Origin of the sequence: Streptomyces pratensis, assembly GCF_037137275.1 — a bacterium.
GTDB lineage: Bacteria > Actinomycetota > Actinomycetes > Streptomycetales > Streptomycetaceae > Streptomyces > Streptomyces pratensis_B.
In genome coordinates this window covers 339,000-354,685 of record NZ_JBBBEN010000093.1, presented here as the reverse complement: position 1 = coordinate 354,685, position 15,686 = coordinate 339,000, and the positions used below count along the sequence as shown (strand labels likewise).

Sequence of the window (15,686 nt, the reverse complement as noted above, 5' to 3'; positions counted from 1 at the left end):
GAACAGGCGCGAGGACGGCCGGGTCGGGAGACTGGTCGCGATGGGTCGGCAACGGGCGGCGGACGGTGATGGAGGGGCGATGGCGGCGGTGTCGGGAAGCAGTACGGAGCAGGGCGGGCTGCGCAGGACGCTGGGCTTCCGGGACCTGGTGGTCTACGGACTGCTCTTCATCGCCCCGATGGCCCCCGTCGGAGTGTTCGGCGCCCTGGACGCGAAGTCCGGCGGCGCGGTCGCGCTCGTCTACATCGTGGCGACGGTCGTCATGGCGTTCACCGCCTTCAGCTACGCCCAGATGGTCCGGGTGGCCCCGCTGGCGGGTTCGGTCTTCACCTACGCCCGCAAGGGGCTCGGGGAGGGGCCGGGGTTCATCGCCGGATGGATGGCGATGCTCGACTACCTGCTGATCCCCGCCGTCGCCTACCTCTTCTCCGGGATCGCGATGAACGCGCTGGTCCCGGAGGTCTCGCGGTGGGTGTGGACCGCGATCGCGGTGCTGGTGACCACGCTGCTCAACCTGTGGGGGGTGCGGGCGGCAGCCCGGGTCGGCTTCGCGGTGCTGGCCATGGAGATCGTGGTGCTGCTGGTGTTCGTGGTGTCGGCCTCGGTGGTCCTCGTACGGGACGGGGCGCAGCGCGGCTGGCTGACGCCGTTGACCGGGGACGCCGGGTTCTCCATGGCGGCGGTGCTGGGCGCGGTGTCGATCGCGGTGCTCTCGTACCTCGGCTTCGACGCCATCGCCTCGTTCGCGGAGGAGGTGACGGGCGGTTCGCAGAAGGTGGCGCGGGCGGTGCTGTTCTGCCTGGTGCTGGCCGGACTCCTGTTCGTCGCGCAGTCGTATCTGGCGGCGTTGCTGGAGCCGGTCAGCTCGGCGGAGCTGGCGGCGGACCCGGCGGCGCAGGGGTCGGCGTTCTACGACGCGGTGGACGCCTCTGTGGGGACCTGGCTGCACGATCTGGTCGCGGTCAGCAAGGCGATCGGCGCCGCGTTCGCCGCTCTGGCGGGGCAGGCGGCCGCCGGGCGTCTGGTGTTCGCGATGGCCCGCGAGCGGCGTCTGCCGCCGTTCCTCGCGAAGGTCGATCCGAAGTCCGGGGTGCCTCGGGTGGCGATCACGGGCGCGGCGGTCGTGACGCTGGTGGCTGCGGTCTGGGCGGCCCGGCGCGACGACGGCCTCGACCATCTGGTGTCCGTGGTGGACATCGGCGCGCTCACCGCGTTCGTGATGCTGCACGCGTCCGTGGTGGGCTGGTTCGTCGTCCGCCGGATGGCGGGGCCGCCGGTGTGGTGGCGGCACGTCCTGGTGCCGGTCCTCGGCTCGGGAGCGCTGATCGCGGTCATCGTGGAGGCGACGACGAGCGCGCAGGTGGTGGGCGTCTGCTGGCTCGGGGTGGGGCTCGTGGTGCTGGCGGTGCAGGGCACGGGCCGTCGCGACCCGGAGGTGTGAGCGGGGCGGGGCGCCGCCCCGCTGGGCAGGGTCGCTGTCGGCGCCTGCCGATACGCTCGCCCCTATGGCTCTCAATACGTCCGCGGAAGCGCCGCTGCCCGTCGGTGAGGTGTCCCGGCTCATCGGGGGGTGGATCGACCGGCTCGGCGCCATCTGGGTGGAGGGGCAGATCACCCAGTTGTCGCGGCGGCCGGGGGCCGGGGTCGTCTTCCTGACGCTGCGCGATCCCTCCCACGACATCTCGGTGAGCGTGACCTGTTTCCGGCAGGTCTTCGACCGGATCGCCGACGTGGTGACGGAGGGGGCGCGCGTCGTCGTCCTGGCCAAGCCGGAGTGGTACGCGCCGCGGGGGCAGTTGTCGCTGCGCGCGACGGACATACGGCCCGTCGGCATCGGTGAGCTGCTCGTGCGGCTGGAGCAGCTGAAGAAGTCGCTCGCCGCCGAGGGGCTCTTCGCCCTGGACCGCAAGAAACCGCTGCCCTTTCTCCCGCAGCTCATCGGGCTCGTCTGCGGGCGCGCCTCGGCCGCCGAGCGCGACGTGCTGGAGAACGCCCGCCGCCGCTGGCCCGCCGTGCGTTTCGAGGTCCGCAACACCGCGGTGCAGGGGGTGAACGCGGTCAGTCAGGTGGCGCGGGCGGTCGAGGAGCTGGACGCGTTGGAGGAGGTCGACGTGATCGTGGTGGCCCGTGGCGGCGGCAGCGTCGAGGATCTCCTCCCGTTCTCCGACGAGCAGCTGATCCGGACGGTGGCCGCCTGCCGTACGCCGGTGGTCTCCGCGATCGGCCACGAGCCGGACTCCCCCCTGCTGGACCTGGTCGCGGACTTCCGGGCCTCCACGCCCACGGACGCGGCGAAGAAGGTCGTCCCGGACGTGGGCGAGGAGCTGGAGCGGGTGCAGCAGCTGCGGGACCGGGCGTTGCGGACCGTGCGGGGGATGCTGGACCGGGAGGAGCGGGGGCTCGCCCATGCCCTGGGCCGCCCCGCGATGGAGCATCCGCAGCGGCTGGTCGACGAGCGCGCGGCCGAGGTGGACGCTCTCGTCGGGCGGAGCCGCCGGGTGCTGGGGCATCTGCTGGACCGGGCCGAGTCGGAGCTGGCTCACACCCGTGCCCGGGTCGTCTCCCTGTCGCCCGCCGCCACGCTGGAGCGCGGGTACGCGGTGCTCCAGCGCCCCGACGGCCATGTGGTGCGCTCCCCCGACGAGGCCGGGGCCCCGGGCGAGCCGCTGCGGGCGCGGGTGTCCGAGGGCGAGTTCACGGTGCGGGTGGACGGGGACGGCTGAATCAGTCCGGCGGCCGGGCGGGACGCAGGGGCGCGTCCGGGGGCGGGCCGCAGCGCCCACGATGTCGTAGCAGCTCACATTTAGGGTGGATCACATGACGGACGACGGGACGGCGGCGGCAGCCGCGACGGACACGCTCGGGTACGAGCAGGCGCGGGACGAGCTGATCGAGGTCGTCCGCCGGCTGGAGGCGGGAGGGACGACGCTGGAGGAGTCGCTGGCCCTGTGGGAGCGGGGCGAGGAGCTGGCGAAGGTCTGCCGGCGCTGGTTGGAGGGCGCGCGGGCCCGGCTCGACGCGGCGCTGGCCCGGCCGCAGGGCGACGGGGGCGCAGAGGCGTGACCTGCGTGGCCCCCGGTGCCCCCGAGCCCCAGCTCCCGGCCCTTGAGCACCGGCCCCTGAGCCCTGAGCCCTGAGCCCTGAGCCCTGAGGGAGCGTGCCGGAGGCCGGGCTTCCCGGACACCGGAGGCCGGGGGCCGGGACCCGGATGGCGGGGCTTCCCGGAACACCGGGGTCGGAGCCTGCCGCCGCGGGCCAGCCCCTGCGGCCAGACTCTGCGGGCCTCCCCCGCCTGACCCCCGGCCCGGTCCCCGGAGCGAGGCGGGCGGGCGGTACGGGCGGTGCGAGGCGGCCCCCCGGGCCCGCCCGGGGGGCCGCCTCGCACCTGGCGACTACTCTCGGCCAAAGTGGCTGGATTGTGAGGTGGATCGCTCTCGCGCCGTTTTAGTTGAAAGTTAACCTATCTCTCGCTTACGGTCAGGACATCGCCCAGCCCTGCCCCTTCGGAAGGTATGCACCAGATGTCCCTCGTTCTTGACCCCGCCGCCCAGGACCTCCTGTTCCGCGAGGCCCGCACCGCCAACACCTTCACCGAAGAGCCGGTGACCGACGAGCAGGTCCAGGCGATCTACGACCTCGTCAAGTTCGGCCCGACCGCCTTCAACCAGTCCCCGCTGCGCGTCGTCCTGGTCCGCTCCGCCGAGGGACGCGAGCGGCTGGTGCGGCACATGGCCGAGGGGAACCGCCCGAAGACCGCCGCCGCCCCCCTCGTCGCGATCCTGGCCGCCGACAACGAGTTCCACGAGGAGCTTCCGGCGCTGCTCCCGCACTTCCCGCAGGCCAAGGACCTCTTCTTCTCCGAGCGCCCGGCCCGCGAGGCCGCCGCCGGCCTCAACGCCGCCCTCCAGGCCGCTTACTTCATCATCGGCGTCCGCGCCGCCGGTCTCGCCGCCGGCCCGATGACCGGCTACGACGCCGCGGGCGTCCAGAAGGAGTTCCTGGACGACGACCACACCCCGCTGATGGTCGTCAACATCGGCAAGCCGGGCGAGGACGCCTGGTTCCCGCGCAGCCCGCGCCTCTCGTTCGACGAGGTCGTCACCACCGTCTGACCCGCCGCACCGCGCGCGGCCCGCACCGCACGCGCCCACGCGAAGGGGCCCGAACACCACACGTGTTCCGGGCCCCTTCGCGTACGGCGTCGGCGTCCACGTTCGCGTACGGGATCGGCCTCCGCGGCGCGGCGGCGCCTACTGGGGGGCCGGCTCCGCCGTCTCCATCTCCAGCGCGGCGGCCATCTCCACCAGGCTCTCCTTGGGCGCCGAGCCGGTCACCACGGTCGTGTGCCCGTCCTCCCGCAGCACGAGGGCGTCGTATTTCGCGCCCTCCCAGTACCGCCAGGAGCGGCCCGCGACCGTCTCGGTGGCGCCGGTGTCCTCGGCCTTCTGCGTGACCTTCGGCACGTAGGTGCGCGCGTCGGCGGTGGACTGCTCCACCGCGACGTACTTGCCGTCCGGATCGAGGAACCCGAGGTGCCAGGCCTTGCCCTCGGCGGCGTCGTACGTCACGGAGGTCGGCTTCCACCCCTCGGGCAGCCCTTCGGGCGCGGCCACCGGGTAGGGGGCGGCGATGCGCACCGTCGACAGTTCCACGGAGAAGTCCACGGCCTTGACCGGGTCGGCGTTCTCGTCGTGCGGAATGAAGAGGTAGATGCCCCCTGCGCAGGCGGCGACCACCAAGGTCGACAGGAACATGTCCCGGACTGTCTGCTTGCCTCGCATGCTTGCCACGGCATCCATGGTGGCACGCGGCCCGGCGCGCCCGGCCGCAGGGTGGGGCCGAAGCCCCGACTGCGGGGCCGTGGACGGGGGGCGAGGGAGCACCGCTCATGCGTGACCCGCTCTGCTCATTTTATCGACCTACCGATAGAGTCACAGCACCCTCATATCCGGTCGTCGCCGTACAGAAAGGTGCGCTCCGATGTCCGAACATCATCTGCCGTCCCCGCTGGAGGTCTCCCCGGAGGCCCCCGACCGCAACCTGGCCCTGGAGCTGGTCCGCGTCACCGAGGCCGCCGCCATGGCCGCCGGTCGCTGGGTCGGCCGCGGCGACAAGATCGGCGCCGACGGCGCCGCGGTGAAAGCCATGCGCACCCTCGTCTCGACCGTCTCGATGAACGGCGTCGTCGTCATCGGCGAGGGCGAGAAGGACGAGGCCCCCATGCTGTTCAACGGCGAGCGGGTCGGCGACGGCACCGGCGCCGAGGTCGACATCGCCGTCGACCCGATCGACGGAACCACGCTCAACGCCAAGGGCATGCCGAACGCGATCGCCGTCCTGGCGGCCGCCGACCGCGGTGCGATGTTCGACCCGTCCGCCGTCTTCTACATGGACAAGCTGGTCACGGGGCCCGAGGCGGCGGACTTCGTCGACATCAACGCGCCCGTGTCGGTGAACATCCGGCGCGTCGCGCGGGCGAAGAACTCCACGCCCGAGGACGTCACCGTCGTCATCCTCGACCGCCCGCGCCACGAGGGCATCGTCAAGGAGATCCGCGAGACGGGGGCCCGGATCAAGTTCATCTCCGACGGCGACGTCGCGGGCTCGATCATGGCGGCCCGCGAGGGCACCGGCGTCGACCTGCTCATGGGCATCGGCGGCACGCCGGAGGGCATCATCTCGGCGTGCGCCATAAAGTGCCTCGGCGGCGTCATCCAGGGCAAGCTCTGGCCCAAGGACGACGCCGAGCGGCAGCGGGCGCTGGACGCGGGACACGACCTGGACCGGGTGCTGTCGACCGACGACCTGGTGGGCGGCGACAACGTGTTCTTCGTGGCGACGGGGATCACCGACGGCGAGCTGATGCGCGGTGTGCGGTACCGCGCGGAGGAGGCGAGCACCGAATCGATCGTGATGCGCTCCAAGTCCGGCACGATCCGGACCATCTCCTCGACCCACCGGCTGGCGAAGCTGCGCGCCTACAGCGCCATCGACTTCGACCGCGCGAAGTAGCCGACCCCGAGCGCGGAGGAGTCTGCCCTCGACCGCGCCGTGGAGTCGGCCTCGACCGCGCGGAGGGGGCGCCGCACGCCCGGGGCGGAAGCAGCTGACGGCCGCGTGCGGCAGCCGTCGGCCGCGAGCGGTGCGGCGCCGCCCGGCGCTGCCGGAGGCAGACAGAGCCCGCCGGAGCCGGGGGACGGCCGAGCACGGGGGGAGGGGGTGCGGGAGCGNCACCCCCTCCCCCCGGTGCGGTCCTCAGCCCGCGGCGGCTATGCGCTCTGCCGTCGTCGCGGCGGTCAGCTCGATGTCGCGCCGCCGCCGCCGGGCCAGGGCCACCCGGCGTTCGGCCGCGGTCAGCCCGCCCCACACCCCGTACGGCTCCGGCTGCATCAGGGCGTGCTCCCGGCACTCCACCATGACCGGGCAGCGGGCGCAAACGCGCTTGGCCGCCTCCTCGCGGGCCAGCCGGGCGGCGGTCGGTTCCTTCGAAGGGGCGAAGAACAGACCCGCCTCGTCACGACGGCAGGCCGCCTCGGAATGCCAGGGGCCCGCATCGTCCTCCCGAGCGGGGGTGCGCTGGGCCGGAACGGCGGCGACCTGCAGAGGCTGATGCGGCGGTTGCAGCACGGGTCCACTCCTGACGACGGCTACGGCTTCGCAAGCGAGAGACGACGCAGCAGTCCCTACCCGCTGTGCGTGTGCCTATGCACTGAGTGGCACCGGCGCACGAGGCGCCACCCCGCCTTCCGCCGGCTTTCTGGCCGATTATCGAAGGGTGCCCGCCGGGACGTTTTCAGTGCCCGAGGTGTTTGCGCAGACGCTTGTGAAGATCCGCCACGAAGGTGCCGCGCTTCGGCCTCGCCTCCACGCTCCCGAACACGGAATAGCCGTTCACCACGACGACCGGCGCTTCCGGGTCCGCCGATTCCAGCGTCCTCACCTCGAAACTGCCGAACACGCCCGTACCGCTGCCGCGCAGCGAGATGTTCTCCGGAACCCGGATGTCGACGCTGCCGAAGATGGACGTCGCGTTGATGACGGTGAGGCGTTGGCCGAAAAGCGCTTCGGTCAGATCGATCTCCACGCTGCCGAAGAGCGAGAACGCGTTCGTCCGGCCGCCGACCCGCCAACGGCCCTTTCTGCTGGCGCTGCTGAAGACCGCGACGAGACTGTCCACGGGGCCGCCCGCGGCCTCCGGGCCGTAGGCGTACGGCTGCGGGTCCGGGCGCGGAGCGGTGGAGCCCGGCAGATCGCGGACCAGGGGCTGGAGCTCGCCCACGGTCTTGGCCCGGTAGACCAGGTCGACCCGCTCGGCGTGCTCCTCCGCCGTCAGACGGCCCTCGGCCATCGCCTCCCGCAGGATGTCCGCGATCCGGTCGCGGTCGGCGTCGGAGGCTCGGATGCCCTCGCCGCCCAGGACGTCGGCGGGCGGCTGGGCGGCCGGCGCGGCGGGCTGCTGGGGCTGCTTCTCTAGGTCCACCGGCCCAGCGTACCCAGACGCGATAGATCGCGACTACCCCCACGCCCCGGCGCGCCCCACTCGGGTGAGCCCTACCTCACAGGATCGACGCGGGAGCGGCGCTCTACCCTGGTGGGTGCGCTGCCCGAGGGAGGCCAGCCGCTGTCGCCGAGTGAGGAATGGCCGTCATGCCAGAGTTTGCGTACTCCGATCTGCTCCCCCTGGGAGAGGACACCACGCCGTACCGTCTGGTGACCGCCGAGGGTGTCTCCACCTTCGAGGCAGACGGCCGGACGTTCCTCAAGGTGGCTCCGGAGGCGCTGCGCACCCTGGCGGCAGAGGCGATGCACGACATCTCGCACTACCTGCGCCCCGCCCACCTGGCGCAGTTGCGGCGCATCGTCGACGACCCGGAGGCGTCGTCCAACGACAAGTTCGTCGCGCTGGACCTTCTGAAGAACGCGAACATCGCCGCCGCGGGCGTCCTGCCGATGTGCCAGGACACCGGTACGGCCATCGTCATGGGCAAGCGCGGGCAGAACGTGCTGACCGAGGGCGGTGACGAGGAAGCGCTGTCGCACGGCGTCTACGACGCGTACACCAAGCTCAACCTGCGCTACTCGCAGATGGCCCCGCTGACGATGTGGGACGAGAAGAACACCGGCTCCAACCTCCCGGCGCAGATCGAGCTGTACGCCACCGACGGCGGCGCGTACAAGTTCCTCTTCATGGCCAAGGGCGGCGGCTCGGCCAACAAGTCCTTCCTCTACCAGGAGACGAAGGCCGTCCTCAACGAGGCCTCCATGATGACGTTCCTGGAGGAGAAGATCCGGTCGCTGGGCACCGCGGCCTGCCCGCCGTACCACCTCGCGATCGTGGTCGGCGGCACCTCGGCCGAGTTCGCTCTGAAGACCGCCAAGTACGCCTCCGCGCACTACCTGGACGAGCTGCCTGCCGAGGGCTCCCCCACCGGGCACGGCTTCCGGGACAAGGAGCTGGAGGAGAAGGTCTTCGAGCTGACGCAGAGGATCGGCATCGGCGCGCAGTTCGGCGGCAAGTACTTCTGCCACGACGTACGCGTGGTACGGCTGCCCCGGCACGGGGCCTCGCTGCCCGTCGCCATCGCCGTGTCGTGCTCGGCGGACCGCCAGGCCACCGCGAAGATCACCGCGGAGGGCGTCTTCCTGGAGCAGTTGGAGACGGACCCGGCGCGCTTCCTCCCCGACACCACCGACGAGCACCTCGACGCGTCCGGGGACGTCGTGCGGATCGACCTGAACCGGCCGATGGACGACGTGCTGGCCGAGCTGACGAAGTACCCGGTCAAGACCCGCCTCTCGCTGACCGGCCCGCTGGTCGTGGCGCGCGACATCGCCCACGCCAAGATCAAGGAGCGGCTGGACGCGGGCGAGGAGATGCCCCAGTACCTGAAGGACCACCCTGTGTACTACGCGGGCCCGGCGAAGACGCCCGAGGGATTCGCCTCCGGCTCCTTCGGGCCGACGACGGCCGGCCGGATGGACAGCTACGTGGCGCAGTTCCAGGCCGCGGGCGGCTCGAAGGTGATGCTCGCCAAGGGCAACCGCAGCAAGCAGGTCACCGACGCGTGCGACGCGCACGGCGGCTTCTACCTCGGCTCGATCGGCGGTCCCGCGGCGCGTCTGGCGCAGGACTGCATCAAGAAGGTCGAGGTCGTCGAGTACGAGGAGCTCGGCATGGAGGCCGTCTGGCGGATCGAGGTGGAGGACTTCCCCGCGTTCATCGTCGTCGACGACAAGGGCAACGACTTCTTCACCGAGCCGGCCCCGGCCCCGACGTTCACCAGCATCCCGGTGCGGGGGCCGGGCCTCGCCTGACCGGCTGCCGCGGCGCGGGGTGAGGGGAGGGGCTGTCCCGTACGGGCGGCCCCTCCCCCGCGTCCGTACGCGGCCCGCGCCGGTCCCCGGCCGCGCTCAGCCGTCCAACAGGCCCGAGGTGGCGACCAGATAGCCCAGTTGCGCCCGGCTGGTGCTCCCCAGCTGCTCGGACACCTTGCGCATGTGCTCGGCGACGCTGCGGCGGCTCATGCCGATGCGGCGGGCGATGGCGGCGTCCGTCTCGCCGTTCACGACGGCCTGGAGGATGGCCCGTTGGAGGTCGGAGGTCACGACCGGGGTGCGCAGCGGCGCGCGTTCGGGGCGGACCGGGACCGCGCGGGCCCATGCTTCGTCGAAGTGGCGGACAAGGAAGCGGACCAGGGACGGGTGCTGGACGCGCAGCGCGTTGTGCGGCTCGTCGGAGAACGGGATGAAGGCGAGGTCCCGGTCGAAGACGATGAACCGGTCCGCGACCTCGGCCAGCGTCCGGATCTCGGCGCCCTCGGCGGTCACCTGCTCGATATAGGCGAGGGTGGTGCGGTCCGAGCGGACGGTGTGCTGGTAGAGGGTGCGCTGCCGGATGCCGCGGCGCAGGTTGTTCAGGTCGCGCGGCAGCGACTTCTCCAGGGCGTGGGCCGGACGGCCGCCGCCCGGATGGGCGGTGCGGACCTCGGCGTGGCAGCCGCTCACCCCCGCGTCCAGCGCCTTGCTGATGACCGCCTCGCCGGTGAGCCGGGTGAAGGAGGGCCGTTCCTGCCGGTGCACCTCGGCGTAGAGACCCTCGAAGGCGGCGAGGGTGGCGCGGGCCGATCGCAGGGTGCGGCGCTGCTCGGCGATCGCCTGCTCGATCGGGGCGAGCGCGGCGAAGGAGGCGGTCTCCGGCGGTACGGGGACGAGGTGACCGGGCGATTCCCGGTCCGCGACCATCAGGTGCAGGGCCCGCAGGCAGGGCGGCGCAGCGGTGACCGGGAGGCTGCCCTGGGTCAGCGCACGGCGGTAGGTCGCGAGGGCCGCTTCGCAGGGTTGTTCCGGTATCGACCGGTCCGGCGGTGATTCGCGGCAATCGCATACCGGTGAGAGGGAATGATCGTCCTGCACAAGGATGCAGATTACCTTTGTGCAATCGGCGGACGGCCGCCGAAGTACCCGCGCTCACCGACGATGTGGGGGTGACATCGGAAAACGGCAGCACGGACGGACCGACGGCGAACGAGGCGGGGCAGGGGCCCCGGGACACCGCGGTCGCCGAGCGGCGCTTTCGCTTCCTCGTCGCCGGATACGCGGTGTCCTCGTACGGCACGTTCCTGAATATGGTGGCGCTCAATCTCTTCGTCTACGAGACGACGGGCCGGGCGCTGGCCATGGGAATGTTCATGGCGGTGCGGCTCGCGTCCGGATTCGTCGCCGGGCTCGTCGTCGGCGGCCTGCTCGCACGATTCACCGCGAAAAGCATCATGCTGTGGGCGAATACCGGCCAGGGCGCCGTGATGCTGGTGCTGGTCCTCGCGCCGGACGGCCTGCTGAACGGGGCGCTGACGGCCGTCTCGGTGGTGATCGGGGCGGGCGGGACGCTGTTCATGGTGGCGTTGCGCAGCTCGATCCCGGAGATGGTCGGCGAGGACCGCAGGCCGTGGGCGAACTCCCTTACGATCACCGGGCGCTCGCTGGCCATGGTGGCGGGGTTCGCCTCGGCGGGCGTGGTGGTGTCCCTCGTCGGGTACACCGCGGCCTTCCTGGTCGACATGGCGACCTTCTTGGTGTGCGCGGTGACGGTGGCCCTGCTGCCGATCGCGGGCGGGCGGGGGGCGGGCCCCGCGACGGCCACCGGGAAGCCTGCCGAGGGGGAGCCGGACGCCGGGGAAGCGGCCGGCGGGGAGGCGCAGACCGGGAAGGCGGCCGGCGGACGGCGTGGCGGCGGGCCGGGCGGCGTCCCCGAGAAGAGGGCCGGCCGGCGGCGCGTGCCGACGGCGTTCCTGGCCCTCGCCGCGCCGGGCCTGGGCCTGATGGTGGCCCTGCGCGGGGTGGACGCGTTCGGTTCCTCGTCCCACAACGCGGCGCTGCCGATCTACTCCACGACGCTGGACGCCTCGAATCCGGCGGTGTTCGTCAGCGCGTTCTGGTGCGTGTGGGCGCTCGGCAACATCGGGGCGCAGCAGGTGATCCAGCGGTACGTGCAGCGCACCGGCCGACACGTGGGGGCGCCCGGTTTCGGGTACGGCACGGTGGTGATGTCGGCGGCGTTCATCGCGGCGTTCGCCGGGTTCCCGCTCGGGGTGACGGCGGTGATCGCGCTGGTCGCGGGGGCTGCCGACGGTCTGACCGAGGTCTCGTACACCTCGCACCTTCAGATACTTCCGGCCACGTTGCGGGGTCACGCCTTCGGTCTTTCGGCCACATTCGAAAACCTCGGTTTCGGTGTCGGCATGATCCTGGTGGCGGCGGCTCTCGACCGGTTCACCGCACTGACCGTGGTGGGCTGGTCCCACGGGGCCGCCATCGCCGTCGCGGTGGTGTTCCTGCTGAGGGTGGCGGGGCTGCGGCGGGCGGAGCGCGCGGGGCTGCGAAAGGAAGAGGCAGTTGAGGGACGACGACCGGATCGCGGTGATCGGGACGGCGCTGAGGTTCCCCGGGGCTGACAGCCCCGAGGCGTTCTGGCGCGACGTCCGGGCGGGGGTCGGCCGGGTACGCCGGTTCACCCGGGCCGAGTTCGCGGCGGCGGGCGTTCCGGCGGCGGAGTACGAGGCCGAGGGGTACGGCGGGGCGAGCGCGCTCCTGGAGGGCGTGGACGGCTTCGACGCCGGGTTCTTCAAGATGAGCGGCCGGGAGGCCGCCCTCACCGATCCGCAGCAGCGGCTGTTCCTGGAGTGCTGCTTCCACGCCCTGGAGGACGGGGGGTACGCGGGAGGCGACGGCGCCGTACGGATCGGGGTGTACGGCAGCTCCGGCTACCGCCTGTACTCGCTGCACAGCTATCTCGCCACCCAACTCGCCGCGGAGGCCGGCGCGGGCGACTGGATGACCGTCAAGCAGGTCCAGATCGGCAACTACCCCGACTTCACGGCCACTCGGGCGGCCTTCCGGCTCGGCCTGACCGGGCCCGCGCTCACCGTGTCGACGGCCTGCTCCAGCGCGCTGGTCTCGCTGCACCTCGCCTGCCAGGCGCTGCGCGCCGGGGACGCGGACCTGATGCTCGTGGCGTCCGCCGCCCTGCATCTGCCGCAGGTCACCGGCCACCTCCCGGTGAAGGGGTCCACTCTCTCGCCCACCGGCACGGTCCGCCCCTTCGACGCGGAAGCGGACGGCACGGTCGGGGGCAACGGGGTCGCGGCCGTGCTCCTCAAACCGCTCGGCCGGGCGCTGGCCGACGGTGACACCGTGCACGCGGTGATCCTCGGTTCCGCGGTCACCAACGACGGCGCGGACAGGAGGGGGTTCGCCGCTCCGGGGGTGACCGGGCAGCGGGACGCGGTGCTCGGGGCGCTGCGCGCGGCGGGCGTGGACGCCGGGTCCATCGGTTATGTGGAGGCGCACGGCACGGGCACGCTCCGCGGCGACCCGATCGAGTTCGCCGCCCTGACCGAGGCGTTCCGCCGCCACACCCGACGGACCGGCTTCTGCGCCCTGGGCACGGCGAAGGCGGCCATCGGCCATCTGGACAGCGCGGCCGGGCTCGCGGGGTTGATCAGGACGGTCGAGGTGCTGCGGCACGGGGTGGTCCCGCCCCTGGTGAACTTCTCCCGGCCCAACCCCGCTCTGGCGGTGGAGACGAGCCCCTTCGTCCTGCCGGTACGGGAGTCGGGGTGGCCGCTGGCGGGGGTGCGCCGAGCCGGTGTGCACGCCATCGGCATGGGCGGAACCAACGCCCACGTGATCGTGGAGCAGGCGCCCGTGAGGGGACGCGTACGGGAAGGCGGCGGGGCGGCCGGGCGCCTACGGGAAGGCGGCGGGGCGGGTCGCGCACGGCAAGGCGGCGGGGCGGTGGCCGAGGCCGCGTGGGAGAGCGCGGGGGCCGGGCGCGCACGGGACACCGGCGCAAGGGCCGGGCGCGTGCGGGGGGACGGCGGGGCGGCCGGGCGCGCGTCCGTGCCGGCGCTGCTGCCGCTCTCGGCGGCGGACGGGGAGGCGCTGCGCGAGTACGCCGTCTCGCTGCGGGACCACCTGGCGGGCGGCGCGGCCCCCGCCCCCGCCGATCTGCTGGTCACCACCGCCCTCGGGCGGCGGACGCTGCCCCATCGGCTCGTCGTCACCACCGCGAACCCGCTGACCGGGCTCGACGCCTTCCTCTCCGGGGGCCCCGCGGGCGAGGCGTACACGACCGGTGTGGCCGACGGCGTACCCCAGACGGTGTTCCTGTTCAGCGGGCAGGGCGGCGGGCGTCCGGGCATGGGCGCGGAGCTCGCCGCCCGCTTCCCCGTGGCGGCCGCGGTGCTGGAGTCCTGCGCCCGGGTCTACACGGAGGAGACCGGGCGCGGCGACTTCCTGGACCGGGTAGTCGCCGGCCGCGGCCCCGACCGGTGGGACACCGGCTTCGCCCAGCCCGCCCTGTTCGCCCTCCAGATGGCCCAGGTACGACTCTGGGAGGGGCTCGGAGTCACCGCGGACCGGGTCGCCGGGCACAGCCTCGGCGCCTACACGGCCCTGTGCGCGGCCGGGGCGCTGGACACCGAGGACGCGATGCGTCTGGTGTGCGCGCGCGGGCGGCTGATGCGGGAGCGGGCGGAACCGGGGGCGATGGTCGCCGCCTTCGTCCCCCGGCCCCGGGTGCGGAAGCTGCTGGCCGCCGTCCCCCGACTGGAGCTGGCCGTGATCAACGGCTTTGACCACCATGTGCTGGCCGGCCCCCCGGCGGCGGTGAACGCGGCCGGGGCGCTGCTGGCGGCGCGGGGCGAGGCGTACGAGGTGCTGGCGGTGGACCGGGCGTTCCACACGGCGCTGCTCGACCCGGCGCTGGAGGAGTTCAGGGCCCTGGCCGAGCAGGTGGAACTGGCCCCGCTGCACACCGAGTTCATCGACGCCGTGGACGGCGGGGCGCGGCCTGCGGGGTGGCGGCCGGATGCCGGACACCTGGTCGCCCAGGCCCGGCGCACGGCCGACTTCGCCGCCGTCCTGGAGCGGCTCGGCGGGTCTGCGGTGCTGCTGGAGCTGGGCCCGGCCGCCGTGCTGACCGGGATGGTCCGCCGGTCGTCGCCGGACGCCCTCTGCGTGCCGACCCGGCACTGGGAGCGGGCGGTGGCCGCACTCCACTGCGCCGGCGCCGCGGTGGACTGGGCCGCGCTGGTCGACGGGTGCGGCGGGCGGCGGGTCCGGCTGCCCGCCTACCCCTTCCGGCACCGGTCGCACTGGGCGGGCCCGGTGCCGTACACGCCCCCCGCCCCCCGAGTTCCGCTCACGGAGCGGCCCGCCCCGCACGGTTCGGCCGCTCTCCCGCCCCCCTGCCCCACGGAGGTCCGCATGTTCGAACAGGCCGTACTGGAGAGGGTGCTGGAGCTGACCGCGCACCACCTCTGCGCCCGCGCCGACGAGGTCGGCGCCGATCGCACGTTCGTCGGACTGGGGGCTGATTCGCTCCAGCTCATCGGCATGGTGCGGCAGCTGGAGGCGGAGTTCGGCACAGAGATCAGCATGCGGGAGCTTCTGGAGGAGGCGGGGACGCCCCGGCTGACGGCCGCGCTGATAGCGGGGCGCCGGCCGCCCGGGGCCGTGGCGGCTCCGGGGGCAGGCGCAAAGCCGCCCCGGCCCCGGGTCGCTGCGGTCGGCGTCACGGCGGCGCCCCGCTCACCGGAGGCTCAGCCTCCGCCGGTGCGGCGGTCGCCCCCGCCGGCCGACGGGCCGGCCGCCGGGGAGCCGGCCTACGCGACCCGTGCGGAGGTCGCCGCCCTGACCGATCAGATACGCCAACTGGCCGAGACCCAGGCGGCGATGATCACCCAGCTCTCGGAGGCCGTCGCCCTGCTGGCCGGAAGCACGGGGACGGACGCCCGGTGAGCACGATACGCACCTCGGCCGGCCCGGAGACCGGCCCCGAGACCGGGGCGGCAGCCGTCTCCACGGTCGGCGCTGACGCCCCTGCCGACGCCCCGGCGGACACCGCCGCAGAGGCCGTGGCCCGAGCCGCTGAGCTGTCCCGCCGGCTCACCGCCCAGCTCGCGGCCGCCCGCGCGCAGGCAGCGGCGCCCGCCCCCGCTCCCCCTGCGCCGACGGGTCCCCCACCCCCCGGCCCCGCCCTCCCCGCCGATCCGGCCTCCACAGTCGCCGATCCGCTCTCCCCGGCCGCCGGGCCCGCCGACCCGGGCCGGGCCGGTCCGCACGGGCCCCGTCTCGTCGTGGACGCGGCGGGCGGGATGGCCGGGGCGACGGCCGACGCGGCCCAG

General features: G+C 73.4%; 12 protein-coding genes. 8 read left to right on the top strand and 4 right to left on the bottom strand.

Features of this window, described 5'->3' with window-relative positions:
* Positions 1–79 precede the first annotated feature (79 nt).
* From V9U70_RS20920 to V9U70_RS20905, 4 genes are all read left to right on the top strand, one after another.
* Positions 80–1,441 (top strand): APC family permease, encoded by a 1,362-nt coding sequence (locus V9U70_RS20920; protein WP_336677539.1) that lies wholly within the window; start codon positions 80–82, stop codon positions 1,439–1,441.
* 64 nt (positions 1,442–1,505) lie between these two features.
* Positions 1,506–2,723 (top strand): exodeoxyribonuclease VII large subunit, encoded by a 1,218-nt coding sequence (gene xseA, locus V9U70_RS20915; RefSeq protein WP_336677386.1) that lies wholly within the window; start codon positions 1,506–1,508, stop codon positions 2,721–2,723.
* A gap of 94 nt (positions 2,724–2,817) precedes the next feature.
* Positions 2,818–3,063, top strand: a complete 246-nt coding sequence (locus tag V9U70_RS20910; protein WP_336677385.1) for an exodeoxyribonuclease VII small subunit — start codon at positions 2,818–2,820, stop codon at positions 3,061–3,063.
* A gap of 458 nt (positions 3,064–3,521) precedes the next feature.
* Positions 3,522–4,112 (top strand): malonic semialdehyde reductase, encoded by a 591-nt coding sequence (locus V9U70_RS20905; protein ID WP_336677384.1) that lies wholly within the window; start codon positions 3,522–3,524, stop codon positions 4,110–4,112.
* 138 nt (positions 4,113–4,250) lie between these two features.
* On the opposite strand, the gene V9U70_RS20900 is transcribed toward V9U70_RS20905, so the two are convergent.
* Positions 4,251–4,799: a DUF4245 domain-containing protein gene (locus V9U70_RS20900; RefSeq protein ID WP_336677382.1), complete on the bottom strand. Its 549-nt coding sequence runs from the start codon at positions 4,797–4,799 to the stop codon at positions 4,251–4,253.
* 181 nt (positions 4,800–4,980) lie between these two features.
* Between V9U70_RS20900 and glpX the strand changes: the two genes are divergently transcribed.
* Complete coding sequence (gene glpX / locus V9U70_RS20895; protein WP_336677380.1) at positions 4,981–6,012, top strand: class II fructose-bisphosphatase; 1,032 nt, start codon at positions 4,981–4,983, stop codon at positions 6,010–6,012.
* Positions 6,013–6,255: 243 nt separating this feature from the next.
* Here the strand turns inward: glpX and V9U70_RS20890 are convergent, their stop codons facing one another.
* Both V9U70_RS20890 and V9U70_RS20885 read right to left on the bottom strand, forming a co-directional pair.
* The gene (locus V9U70_RS20890; protein ID WP_336677378.1) at positions 6,256–6,627 is read right to left on the bottom strand and encodes a WhiB family transcriptional regulator; all 372 of its coding nucleotides are present in this window, start codon (positions 6,625–6,627) and stop codon (positions 6,256–6,258) included.
* Positions 6,628–6,793: 166 nt separating this feature from the next.
* Positions 6,794–7,480 carry a DUF1707 SHOCT-like domain-containing protein gene (locus tag V9U70_RS20885; RefSeq protein WP_336677377.1) on the bottom strand — a complete coding sequence of 229 codons (687 nt, stop codon included), beginning with the start codon at positions 7,478–7,480 and terminating at the stop codon, positions 6,794–6,796.
* Between the two features lie 167 nt (positions 7,481–7,647).
* Between V9U70_RS20885 and V9U70_RS20880 the strand changes: the two genes are divergently transcribed.
* Positions 7,648–9,315: a fumarate hydratase gene (locus V9U70_RS20880; protein ID WP_336677375.1), complete on the top strand. Its 1,668-nt coding sequence runs from the start codon at positions 7,648–7,650 to the stop codon at positions 9,313–9,315.
* Positions 9,316–9,411: 96 nt separating this feature from the next.
* Here the strand turns inward: V9U70_RS20880 and V9U70_RS20875 are convergent, their stop codons facing one another.
* Complete coding sequence (locus tag V9U70_RS20875) at positions 9,412–10,413, bottom strand: LuxR C-terminal-related transcriptional regulator (protein WP_336677373.1); 1,002 nt, start codon at positions 10,411–10,413, stop codon at positions 9,412–9,414.
* A 212-nt stretch (positions 10,414–10,625) separates the two neighbouring features.
* On the opposite strand from V9U70_RS20875, the gene V9U70_RS20870 reads away from it, so the two are divergent.
* Positions 10,626–11,951, top strand: coding sequence for an MFS transporter (locus V9U70_RS20870; RefSeq protein ID WP_419724007.1), 1,326 nt, complete (start codon positions 10,626–10,628; stop codon positions 11,949–11,951).
* Entirely contained in the window at positions 11,893–15,300 is a 3,408-nt protein-coding gene (locus V9U70_RS20865) for a type I polyketide synthase (RefSeq protein WP_336677369.1), read from the top strand. Before V9U70_RS20870 ends, V9U70_RS20865 begins: the two co-directional genes overlap by 59 nt.
* Positions 15,301–15,686 lie beyond the last annotated feature (386 nt).

Bases quoted from the DNA above. Each gene is read 5' to 3' on its own strand.
- V9U70_RS20880 (WP_336677375.1), top strand. From the start codon at position 7,648: ATGCCAGAGTTTGCGTACTCCGATCTGCTCCCCCTGGGAGAGGACACC.
- glpX (WP_336677380.1), top strand. From the start codon at position 4,981: ATGTCCGAACATCATCTGCCGTCCCCGCTGGAGGTCTCCCCGGAGGCC.
- V9U70_RS20900 (WP_336677382.1), bottom strand. From the start codon at position 4,799: ATGGATGCCGTGGCAAGCATGCGAGGCAAGCAGACAGTCCGGGACATG.
- V9U70_RS20920 (WP_336677539.1), top strand. From the start codon at position 80: ATGGCGGCGGTGTCGGGAAGCAGTACGGAGCAGGGCGGGCTGCGCAGG.
- xseA (WP_336677386.1), top strand. From the start codon at position 1,506: ATGGCTCTCAATACGTCCGCGGAAGCGCCGCTGCCCGTCGGTGAGGTG.
- V9U70_RS20905 (WP_336677384.1), top strand. From the start codon at position 3,522: ATGTCCCTCGTTCTTGACCCCGCCGCCCAGGACCTCCTGTTCCGCGAG.
- V9U70_RS20910 (WP_336677385.1), top strand. From the start codon at position 2,818: ATGACGGACGACGGGACGGCGGCGGCAGCCGCGACGGACACGCTCGGG.
- V9U70_RS20870 (WP_419724007.1), top strand. From the start codon at position 10,626: ATGGTGGCGCTCAATCTCTTCGTCTACGAGACGACGGGCCGGGCGCTG.